Genomic DNA, 11,323 nt, shown 5'->3' on the forward strand with positions numbered 1-11,323 from the left:
GTTAAGAGTCGTTACTGGCAACCTGTGGAAGCTGAGCGAGTCGCTCGTCAAATATTTCCACGTTCATATTCTCATCTTCACGAACGGAGAGCGATCGTTTGACTTGGCCTAGGACAACAATTTCTGAGACGCCAGGGTGAGGATGGATTAAGGCACGTGCTCGAATCGTGAGCTGATCAGCGCCCTGCGAGGTGCGTCCAGGGGAGAATAGATTGCTGGCAGCCTGCTGTAGAGTTGCCTCCAACTGAGGCTTCGTAATCTCAGACGGCACCACAATTACGGCCTGCGGTCCGGCGGAGTCATAGATTAAGGAGTACCGGACCGCTCCTGGAATTGCGGTGCGCGTCAGTGGTACTAGGCTGAGGGCAAATAGCCCTGCGGTTAATACACCTAAAAATCCGGTGGCGCCCACGATACGAAAGCGGAAGCCCCACTTAAACATGAAGGCCAGACCCGCGAACACGGCGCAGATCGCCATCAAAATGGCACTCCACTGGCCATACTGCAGGAAGATGCTATTTGGGGTCATCTAGGAGGTCTCCTCGTTGCTGATGAATTCAGATTCGGTCTGCTCCAGTGCCGCCCGCAAGGTATGCCAGGTTAATGTGGCACATTTTATGCGCACCGGGAACTGAGCGACTCCCTGCATGACGTTGAGCTTCCGCTGCTCTTTGGGGAACTCGGCCTCACCCTTCATCATTTTCTGGAACTGCTGCACCATTTCTAGGGCCTCAGAAATTGTTTTGCCCCGCGCAGCATCGGCCATCAGGTCTGCGGAAGACATTGCGATCGCACATCCTTCCCCTTCAAATTTGACATCTTCAATGCTGTCACCGGCCTCATTGAGCTGCACCGTCAGATCAATTGTGTCGCCGCAGGAGGGATTATGGCCCCGCTGGTGTCGATGAACCGGCTCCGTTATGCCGCGATGCCTTGGCTTCTTATATCGTTCTAGAATGACCTGCTGATAGAGGGTTCGTAAGTTATCCAGGGGCATAGTTGAAAGGGGGTGCCATTGCGCTTCTGTTATCACTGTAACGGTTTGGCGGCGGGAATGATCGGGATCTGGCAGTGAAAGCGACACGGATCGTTTAGAGTATTGTGAAGACCGTGATCAGACCGAATAAACACGCTCAACGACGTTAACGGTCGTTTTCGGATTCTGTGGGCCTTTGCCAAGGCGAAGTCGAAAGGAGGCTGAATGAAGTGGGTTAGTGCATTATCAATGCGTCCGTCTCTGGAAGCAGCGCTTGATGACGTGATTGGGCAAGCTCAAAAGTCCCTTGAGATCCAGGCCGACCTCGCACTGTTGTTCATCTCTACGAGCTTTACCAGTGAATATCCTCGGCTACTGCCGCTGCTGCAAGAACGACTGAATGTGCGCCACATTATTGGCTGTGGGGGGGACGGTATTATTGGCCAAGCCTCCCCAGGGCTGACCTCAGAAATTGAAGAGCAGCCTGCCGTTTCTCTGACTCTCGCTTCCTTACCTGGTGTGAAGCTGCAGACCTTCCAGTTGATGGCAGAAGACCTACCTGATCCCGATAGCGCGCCTGATCGGTGGGTTGATCTGATGCAGGTGGACCCCACCGATCAACCTCACTTCATTCTGCTTGCTGATGCGGCGACTACGAAGGTTAACGATCTACTGCAGGGACTGGACTATGCCTATCCTGGAGCCGTCAAAATTGGCGGTCTGACCAGCGGCCCTAACTTAAGCGACGGCAGTGGACTATTCTGTGACGATCAGCTTTATCGGGAGGGTGCGATTGGGGTTGCTCTCAGCGGCGATATTAAGGTTGAAACCATCGTGGCTCAAGGATGTCGTCCTATTGGGCAGCCTTACCGCGTTACCGATGCAGAGCGCAATGTTGTCCTGCGGGTGGAAGAGCAGCTTGCACCGCTTGACCTCGACCAGCTGCCTGAAACGGGAAAAGAACAGACGCCTCTAGAGGCGCTGCAGAGCGTGGTGGATACTTTAGATGAAGAGGACCGAGCGCTGGCGCAGCACGCGCTTTCGGTGGGCGTCGTTCGCAACGAGTTTAAGCAAAAGTTGGAACCCGGTGACTTTTTGATTCGGAATCTGATCGGCGTTGATCCTCGGATTGGTGCCGTTGCCATTGGCGATCGCATCCGTTCTGGTCAGCGGATCCAGTTCCATCTTAGAGACGCAGAAGCTTCTGCTGAAGATTTAGAAGCACTCCTAGAGCAGTATCTTAGGAAGCAAATTGGCGATCACGCTGCTGCTGGAGTGTTACTTTTTGACTGTCTCGGTCGAGGGGAAGGGTTCTACGATCGGCCTGATTTTGATACTGAGCTCTTTCACCGATATATCAAGAACATTCCGGTCAGTGGCTTCTTTTGCAATGGTGAAATTGGTCCCATTGGTGGAACGACCTTCCTACATGGATATACCGCAGCCTTCGGCATTTTCAGCCAACCGTCCAGAGATTAGGTCCTTACTTTCAAAGAGCGTATAGCAACGTTCAGTATGGGTACACCATGAACTCAAAAATCATCAAAACCATTTTTCGAGTCCTCTTGGCCGTATTTGTGATCGCGGCTGGCGTGGCTCACTGGGTGACGCCCACCCCTTTTGTGCAGATGATGCCCAATTATCTGCCCTATCATCTAGAGCTGGTGCAAATTAGTGGCGTCTTTGAGATTCTGGGTGGTGTGGGTTTACTGATTCCGTTCGCGAGTCGATATGCCGCCTGGGGCTTGATTCTGCTGTTTATTGCCGTCTTCCCTGCCAATGTGAATATGGCGGTCAATGATCTTGTGATTGACGGAATGCCTCATAATCTGGTGGCCTACTGGGTACGTCTTCCCTTTCAGGCTGTGTTGATTGCCTGGGCTTGGTGGTTTACGCGAGTACCTCAAACGGCTGAAGTTAAGTAAGTTACTCGTAGAGAAAGATCTTTGAACCCACTATGACTTGGGCATTATGCATACTCAGGCGTCTGTGTCGCCACGAAGTTGGCCAGGATTTCCAGTAGTTCTTGCTCGTTGAATGGCTTAGAGAAATAGGCCGAAGCGCCTAAGTTCATTGCAATCTTACGGTGTTTGTCGTGGCTGCGCGAAGTTAGCATGACAATGGGTAGCTCTTCAAACCGAGACTGACCTTTGAGTTCTTCCAGCACCCCGTAACCATCTAGGCGAGGCATTTCGATATCACAGACTACTGCCTGCACGACCAAACCACTTTCAAGTTTATCGACGGCATCTTGACCATCCTTGGCCTGCTCGACCCGATAGCCCGCTTTCTCAAAGGTGTTGGTTAGAAAGCGACGAACGTTGACGGAGTCATCCACCACTAAGATTGTGTTGGTTTGCTGAGCGGGTACAGAGGATTCGTTGTGAGTGACCTTCTGCAGCGTTAGACCGGCTGCTTTTTGTTCTAGGCACCATTGCAGCACCACGGTGGGGTCTACAATGGGCACTACACGGCCGTCCCCTAGGACGGTGGAACTGCCAAAGCCGCGTGGTAACGGCAGTGGACTGTCAACTGTGCGAATGGTGACTTCCTGTTCACCCCAGAATCGGTCAATCTCAAAGCCCCCGATGGTATTCCCTTCACCGACCACGAGCACGGTTGGTTTGTTAATAACGGGCACTCCTTGCATCTCAGAGAACTTTTGAGCATGGTTAAAGCCCCAATACTGGGCTAGGTCAATGACCGGAATCGGTCTGTTCTGCCAAGTGAGTTGTTGGGATTGCTCAATGTGTTGCAGTTGCTCTGCGCTGAGACTTAAGAGTTCGCGGATGCTGTTACCGGGAACGGCAAAGATCAGGCCGGAATGCTCTAGCAGCATGACTCTTAGAATTGATAGGGTATAGGGAACCGCAACGGTAAATGTAGTGCCGACACCAGGCTCCGTCTGCACCTGTACTTCGCCGTTAATCTCATGCAGGTTGGTTCGCACAATATCCATGCCAACGCCCCGACCTGAGAGCTCTGTCACCTGATCGGCGGTGCTAAAGCCTGGCTCAAAAATGCAGTCGAGCAGGTCCGGTTCAGACATTTGTGAAACTTCGGATGGGGTGAGTCCCATTTCTTGGAGGCGATCTCGCACCCCATCAAGACGAATCCCAGCCCCATCGTCGCTGAGGGTAATGGCTGTTTGGGTGCCTCGGTTGCGGGCAGTGATGGTAATGGTTCCTTCAGCAGGCTTGCCAATCGATGAGCGGCGTTCTTGACTGCCGATGCCGTGATCAAAAGCGTTTCGCAGGAGCTGGTTGAGCGTTTGAGATAATGATCCGACGGTAGCCCGGTCAATGAGAGTGTTCTCTCCTTCTATGACCAATCGCACAGGTTTATCATATTGAAGACCCAAGTCGCGGATTACCCGTGGGAATCGTTTCACAATCTCACCAAAGGGGACCATCTGTGTGCGGGTCATGTTGCCCTGTAAAGAGCGGGTGGTTTGGTTGAGATCGCGGACGGCCTGTCCCATATCTTGCAGGGTCAGGTCAACGTCAGTGCCGACTTCTTGCAGCTGAACGATTGTTTCGATCTGCTCTTGGGCAATGAGGTGGAGGTCGGTATACCGGTCCATTTCTAGGGCGTCAAATTGACTAGAGGATTGCTCTTCCGGCGGTTGGGAATCTTTTGCTGTGCTGGGGATCTCAGATACGGACCCTTCGGTGGGCACAATCCCTTCCATTGAGGCGCGGTCATACCACTGCTGAAGCTGGGTATTGGATTGCTCTAGCTGGCGAATGCGCTTCCGCATTAGTTGGGTAAAGGTTTGAAGCTGGTCTAAGCGCAGGTTAACGGTATTGCGCTCTAGGACCAGTTTCCCGAAGAGGGTATTGAATTGCTCCAGTTGCTCTACGGGAACGCGAACGGTTTTGCCGCTGGTGATGGGGGCTGCCGCAGTAGAAGTAGAGGGTTGGGTGCTGGCCGTTGCCTGCTGTAGGGCCTGGGCTGCACTCTCGACGGTTAAAAGTTCAGGAATAGCTGCTGGGTCTGTTTCTTGAACTGTTTCAGGTTCGACTTCTTCTAAGGTTTCGGCTTCGGAGAGCGCCTGTAAGGACTCTGCGCTGAAGGCATCCTGCAAATCGGCGAATGCTTCTTCGTCAAAATTGCTGAGGGCGTCAGCGAAGACATCAGCATCGGGCGTTTCAATCGTCAGTTCGTCAGCCAATTCAGCTGAAACAGGGATGGAAAGTGTTTCGAGGTTTTCTTCGGCGGGCAATTCTAGGCTACCGAAATCGGTTTGTAGGGCGTTTAGGTCAAGCGTTTCGAGGGCATCTGCGAAGGTATCTACTTCGTCTAGATCATTGGCAGGGAGCGCTTCTGATGTGAGACTTGGGGTGAAGTCTTGGAGCTGATTGGGCAGTTTTTCAAACCGACGGCGTAGCACGAGAGCATGGGAGCGTCGCCAGGTCTTGAGGGCAGCTTGGGATAGCTCAGGAATTTGCTCCGGTGAAACCTGTTCTGCCCATTGCTGGACCGACTGGCAGAGTTCAATAAAGGCATTAAGCTGAGCCATATGGCCGAAGGCCATTAGCTCTGCGGCGGTGGTGGTCAGTTCGGTGGCTAGCTGAGGGGCGGACAAGGTCTCGAACTGTGATTCAACCCGATCGAGAACGGCTTCGACCCCGTCTTCAAACAAAATTAAAGCCGGATCGGTGTCTTCTTCGTCTTGGGTGAGAAGGGCGTCTTCGTCTGCGTCGGTGACGTCGCCTAGGTGTGTCTGGAGCTGGTCAAAGACGGGATGAATGGCTTCTTTGAGCCAATCTTGATCAATATCGGTGGTTTCTCGATAGCGATTGCCGATTTGCCGTAGACAGTCTAATCCTTGAAGCAGCAGTGTTTCTACTTCTGTTTCAATATTTTTAGCGACGTGATGAACGCGCAACACTTTAAAGGAGTCTTCATAACGGTGCGCCACTGAACTGAGATCGGAGAGGCCCATCATGGCGGCTCCTCCTTTGACGGAGTGAGCGGCTCGCAGTGCCTCATCTAGTTTCTTTGCCTCAGCAACGTCCATCGCTAATCCGAGGAGCACACCTTCGATAGTGTCGTAGCAGTCTTCTGCTTCGTCTAGAAATTTGTACTGGATTTGTCGGTCAGTATCCATGATGTTTTGGCGAGTTGCGATCGCAAACTAAAGAGTTGATAAGGCGAAGGGACTGTTAGGCAAATAAGGCAGTGCTCAAGGACACTACGCTGACCCCGTACTGGGGAAGATAAAGGATGCAAAGGCAAGCGTTTAGCCCGCAGTCTTTTCTTCGAGCTTAAACTGAGCGACAGCGGCCTCTAGCTTTTGGGCAATCGTGGCTGTATCTTGCATGGATTTAGCCACTTGGGTCGATGATTCTGACCGCAGCTCTGACAGAAGTGCCATTTCCGTCATCAGGTCCGTCACCGTTCTGGACGTTTCCGTTTGCGTCGTCGTTGCCTCCGAAATCGACTGCATCAAGGTGTTGATCTCTTGAGAACGATTGAGTACATCTGCTAGCTTGGTTTTGGTGTCTTCCACGAGGCGCGTACTATCCACAACTTGAGTGGTGCCGACTTCCATTGCTTCTGTTACTTCTTTCGTTTCAGCCTGAATCCCGGCTACAATCTGGGCGATTTCTTTGGTCGCAGCCGCAGACTGTTCCGCCAGAGCGCCGACCTGCTCGGCAACAACCGTGAAACCTTGACCTTGCTCGCCAGCTCGACTGGCCTCAACACTGGCGTTAATCGCTAGCAGGTTGGTCTTCAGGGCGATTTCTTCAATCAATGAAACCACCTGAGAAATCTTTTGCGAGGATTCGCCCAACCGCTTAATTTTCTTAGAGGTTTCGCCTACGGTGTTGCGTAGACCGAGAATACTGTCTACTGTCTGATCCATTGCAGTGCTGCCTTCCTGGACCGTGGCGTAGGCTTCATCTGAAATGGTTGCTGCTTTACTCGCGTTGGCAGAAACATTCGCAATGGACATTGACATCTGCTCAATGGAGCTGAGCGTATCTCGGGTCCGTTCCGTTTCTTGAATGGCTTGATCCGCCAGAGTCTGAACTGCATTTCCGTTCTCGTCTAGGGAGGAATTTACCTTAACCGAGGAATCTTTCACCTGTTCAGCGATGTCTTTAAGGTTGTCGATAATGGCGTTAAACAGGTCAGCAACGGTACTCATTTCCATGGAACTCAAGCTGGCTCGAACGGTGAGGTCACCATCCACCGCGTCGCCTACTTCGTCAAGGAGCTGGTAAATCTCCATTTCTAGTTTGTCGCGGGCCTCTTTCTGCTCTTTAGTGGCTTGCTCCTGCTTACCGAGCAGGTCTTTTACCTCGGCCACCATCGTATTGAAGGTGCGAGCCAGGGTTCGGGTTTCAATGGTGCCTTGCTCTTTGGCCTGCACCTCTAGGTTCCCCTCAGCGGCTTCGTCGGCAACGCCCGTAAGATCCGTGAGTGGCTGAGAGACTGTATTGGAGAGCCAGAAAATAACGGCGACTACAACGGCACCCAGCAGTAAACCGATAATCGCAAACAATAGCAACTGGTTTCGGGCAACGGCGGCTTCTTCTGCAGTGGAAACGGATGCGATCGCAACCAGTTTTGTATTCGGAACAATCGACAGATTATAAAAACGACCTTGGTCGGTAAAGGCAGCAAAGACTAACTTAAACTCACCGGCCTCTCTTTCCGTTAGTGTGACGTCCTTCATGCCATCAATATTACTAATCTGTGCCTTCGTAGCGTTCAGATCTCCTGACTCTGCCTCGATATAGTCTTCAAGGAGATTGGCCGCAGTCAAAATATCTGCGCCCCCAGTGATGTCTTGGTTTTCGGTATCGCTTCCCTCAGCAGAGATCGTATCAACAACCTGATTTGTTTCTAATCTCGGGTCTACAATTTGGACAATCTCTGTTTCCGTCAAGTTAGGAATAATCAGCTTACTAATCGCTTCATCCAGCTCTGTGGTCGGCAACGTGATTTCCATCACACCGATCATGTTGCCCGCAACATCTTTAATTTGCTTAGCAACCCCCAAGACCGGCTCCCCGGTCACCTGATCTAATCTGGGTTCCTCAATGGCCTGGCCATTGGCTTTAGCCTGTTGCCACCAAACTTTCTCATTTTGGACAAACGTATCCGTGGGGCGACTAAAGCCCACATTAAAACCATCTTTGCTGGTGACGACCACTCGGGCTAGATCTGCATTTTCCGTCACCCGCTTAAGGTAGCTATTTAGGGCTGCATTGGGCGTGAGCAGCTTATTTGCGAACTGCTGCTCAACCGCATCAACAGGCTTCTGAGCCAGTCCTTCTGCGACCACCTGCTGATTACCCGCTTGGACTGCCTGTAGCAAAATGGGGTCACTGCTAATCAAATCAGGAAACTTCAAGGTATCGGTCAAGAAAATCTCACTCGCCTCAGCCGTGAGTAGACTGACTTCTTCGAGCTGTAAAAGTGCCTTTTCCTTTAGCTGTGCTTCTGTTTGGGTATAGCCAACGGCACTTGCGATCGCCAACGGCGCCAGCGCTACGGGCACAATTGTTGTCAACAAACGACGACGCAGCGTGACTGCAGGCGCGGTCTGCCTTGCTACCTCTGTGTTGGCTGTTGGTGCCACAGGAGCCTCAACCTGTTCTTCCACAGTGACATGGCCGCTGCTAACCGCATTAGTGGTTACGAAATCCTTTTGAGTCGTCATGATCGTTCCGTTTATAAATCAATAAAGAGTAAAAAAGGGCTAAGTCACATCAACGGCTAGCCAGCAGCTGACGAGTCACGGCGCAGCCTAGAGCTATGCCGTAGAAGAATAGAGAGACGGGGCTTCTGATAAAGTTTGGACGTCTAGGATATAGGTGAGCTGTCCATCTAGCTGACTGGTCCCCACGACGTAGGGATTCAAATTGGTTGGGCAAAGCTCTGTTTTAGCCTGGAGCTGATTGGGTTCTAGGCGGACAACACCCTGAATGTGAGACACAGCTAACCCCAATAAAGTCTCGCCCTCAGCCGCTCCTTGATACTTAGAGCGGGGGACGCGAACAACAATCACAGGATATTGCCGTAGGCTCCCCATCGTAGAGGGATAGCCCAGCATCTGTGCCAGACTCACAAGACAGAGCACCTGCTCCCGCGAACTCATCAGCCCTATCACTGCTGGTGTCATGTTGGGCAGTGTGGTGACTTGCTCTGCCGCAACAATCAAAGATTCCTGCACAGCCCCCATCGGCACCAGTGCCCCCACGCCTTCAGTGAGGACAAAACGCAGATAGGGCTGCCCTGGCAGTTGTGTGGCCTGAAAGAGCTGTGGCAGCAGCTCCTGTAGTCGAGATAGAGAGGCCGTTGAGGCCGTTGAGGGCGCGGGTTGATCCGTCATTTAGTTCATTGCTGCCCGAAGGGCGCTCACGAGTTCTTGCTTGGTGCAGGGCTTAGTGACATAGGCTTCAACCCCTTGCTTTGCTGCCCACATCCGATCAACATCTCGATCTTTCGCGGTGCAGGCCACCACAGGAATATCTGCTGTTTCAGGGTCTTTTCTGAGCTTCCGGGCTAGATCTAAGCCACCCATCTCAGGCATCATCCAATCCGTGACAATGGCATCCGGCTTATTCTGCTTCACCTTCTCTAAGGCTTCGGCTCCATTGACTGCTGTCACAATGGTGTATCCCTCTTCCGTTAGATATTGGCAGAGCAGGTCCAGTTCCGCTTGCATATCATCGACGACTAAGATTTTGGCGCTCATGGGTTGTCCTTCGTGGTTCTAGATGAGGTTGAGGGAGATTTATAAAGAAAGCGAGATGTCAAGATCAACGATCACATAAATGTATTCTCATTTACGCTGGCTTAGCATTGTGTGACGATAAATACCGCTCTACAAGACTCAGCAGCTCTGGTTGTGTAAAAGGCTTGGTGAAATAGTCGGTCGCCCCTGCCAATCTGGCTCGGGCTTTATCAATCAGTCCCGTATTCCCTGTCACCATAATGATGGGTGTCTCATCGAACATCGCGCTGCTTCTGAGTAAACTGCACAGACGGTAGCCATTGACCCTCGGCATCGTAATATCGAGCAGAATGAGGTCGGGTTTAATACGAAAAATAATCGATGATGCCTGAATCGGATCGTTAACCGTGGTCACCGCATATCGAGTGCCTGCTAAAAAGCGCTCGATTTCAGCCAGAATGATGGGGCTATCATCAATGCAAATGATCTTCGCAACGGGAGTCTCTTTCGACGGTGCTGCTTGAACAACCGGTGGCTTAGGTGCTCTGGGTATCTTTGGCAATGCATCAAACGGAGGTTGAGGGTTCCGCAAGAAGATGACGCCCTGTTCGATATAGGGGGCCAGCAGTTGAGCCACATGTAGCTCATCCTGCTTTATCAGGACAGAGAGCTGCCGGATGCTAAGCCCTCGGCTCATCAACTGCGCTAGTTTGGTTAGCGCCGCCGGCGCTAATTTCCCGCCTTTAACGGGTTTATTAATGTCACGAAAATCTAATAAATAGGGACGCTGGTAGGGCGACCAAAGTGATGAACTGCATCCTTGCCAGCCCTTCATTCGCCGCTGCAAAAATTTGATAGTGTCTGCTACTTCTAAGAGCGGAGTCCCGCTGAGTACTGATGCGACCCATTTGGGTGTACTCGCGCCTTTCTTCCAGTTAGCCTGCCCTTCTCGCAGCCAAAAAAATGATTCCAAGGCATCTTGGGTTACATCTTCGATGAGCTGTTTAGCCTGCATTGAGTCCAATGCCTGCATCTCATCAAGCCAACACATTGATTGTTGAATTTTCTCGCGGATATGACTAATGTTGGAGGCTTCGCCAGCGGACTTGGCGACCTGTGGAACCTCTTTTAAGATGGGCAAAGCTCGTTCTAAACCCTGGCGGCAGAGCAGATAGCTTAGTTGTGCCAGGGTATGGGCGGCACAGTCAGCATATTGAAGATCGCCGTTAGATAGATAAATGTGCCAAACAGCCGAACCATAACTTGCCTTGAGAACACCCGTGGCCTGAGAACTCGATAACTCAATCAATAGCTCGTAGGGGTTAAAGATATTCCGTTCCATACCTTTGCTGTGTTTTAGGATGTGAAGGTTGCGCAAGCGTTCTTCTAATTGCCAAGTGCATGAGCATAAAAAGCTCTACTGCTTGCAAAGTTATCGATTTTAAAGGTGTTTCAGCCGCTTAATATAAGTTTGATTTTTTACGTCTAACATCAATTACCTTTGACTCAATTTACTTTTCTTAGTAAAACGACATAATTTACGCCGTCTGCCTATAATACCCAAAAAAAGCTGACCTTTATCTATTTTGTCGATTTTTCACATTAAATGTTGCCTGGGCCTCGGAAGCATAACTCTTAAAAAGCTATGACTA

The 11,323-nt window shown here is 51.3% G+C and carries 9 protein-coding genes; 2 read left to right on the forward strand and 7 right to left on the reverse strand.

The window, feature by feature from the left end; all coding sequences use genetic code 11:
* Position 1: 1 nt before the first annotated feature.
* The gene (locus C1752_RS10770) at positions 2-529 is read right to left on the reverse strand and encodes a Ycf51 family protein (RefSeq protein ID WP_110986067.1); all 528 of its coding nucleotides are present in this window, start codon (positions 527-529) and stop codon (positions 2-4) included.
* Positions 530-997, reverse strand: coding sequence for a Fe-S cluster assembly sulfur transfer protein SufU (sufU, locus tag C1752_RS10775; protein WP_110986068.1), 468 nt, complete (start codon positions 995-997; stop codon positions 530-532).
* Between the two features lie 204 nt (positions 998-1,201).
* Here sufU and C1752_RS10780 point away from each other — a divergent pair, with 204 nt between their 5' ends.
* The gene (locus C1752_RS10780; protein WP_110986069.1) at positions 1,202-2,455 is read left to right on the forward strand and encodes an FIST signal transduction protein; all 1,254 of its coding nucleotides are present in this window, start codon (positions 1,202-1,204) and stop codon (positions 2,453-2,455) included.
* Between the two features lie 47 nt (positions 2,456-2,502).
* Complete coding sequence (locus C1752_RS10785; RefSeq protein ID WP_110986070.1) at positions 2,503-2,901, forward strand: DoxX family protein; 399 nt, start codon at positions 2,503-2,505, stop codon at positions 2,899-2,901.
* 44 nt (positions 2,902-2,945) lie between these two features.
* Here C1752_RS10785 and C1752_RS10790 read toward each other — a convergent pair whose 3' ends face one another.
* The 5 genes from C1752_RS10790 to C1752_RS10810 form a co-directional block, all read right to left on the reverse strand.
* Complete coding sequence (locus C1752_RS10790) at positions 2,946-6,089, reverse strand: response regulator (protein WP_110986071.1); 3,144 nt, start codon at positions 6,087-6,089, stop codon at positions 2,946-2,948.
* A gap of 132 nt (positions 6,090-6,221) precedes the next feature.
* Positions 6,222-8,654, reverse strand: coding sequence for a methyl-accepting chemotaxis protein (locus C1752_RS10795; RefSeq protein WP_110986072.1), 2,433 nt, complete (start codon positions 8,652-8,654; stop codon positions 6,222-6,224).
* Positions 8,655-8,747: 93 nt separating this feature from the next.
* Positions 8,748-9,326 (reverse strand): chemotaxis protein CheW, encoded by a 579-nt coding sequence (locus tag C1752_RS10800; protein WP_110986073.1) that lies wholly within the window; start codon positions 9,324-9,326, stop codon positions 8,748-8,750.
* Positions 9,327-9,692, reverse strand: a complete 366-nt coding sequence (locus C1752_RS10805; RefSeq protein ID WP_110986074.1) for a response regulator transcription factor — start codon at positions 9,690-9,692, stop codon at positions 9,327-9,329. It lies immediately after the preceding gene.
* Positions 9,693-9,783: 91 nt separating this feature from the next.
* Positions 9,784-11,013 (reverse strand): response regulator, encoded by a 1,230-nt coding sequence (locus tag C1752_RS10810; protein WP_110986075.1) that lies wholly within the window; start codon positions 11,011-11,013, stop codon positions 9,784-9,786.
* Between the last annotated feature and the right edge of the window lie 310 nt (positions 11,014-11,323).

The organism is Acaryochloris thomasi RCC1774, assembly GCF_003231495.1.
Taxonomy (GTDB): Bacteria; Cyanobacteriota; Cyanobacteriia; order Thermosynechococcales; family Thermosynechococcaceae; genus RCC1774.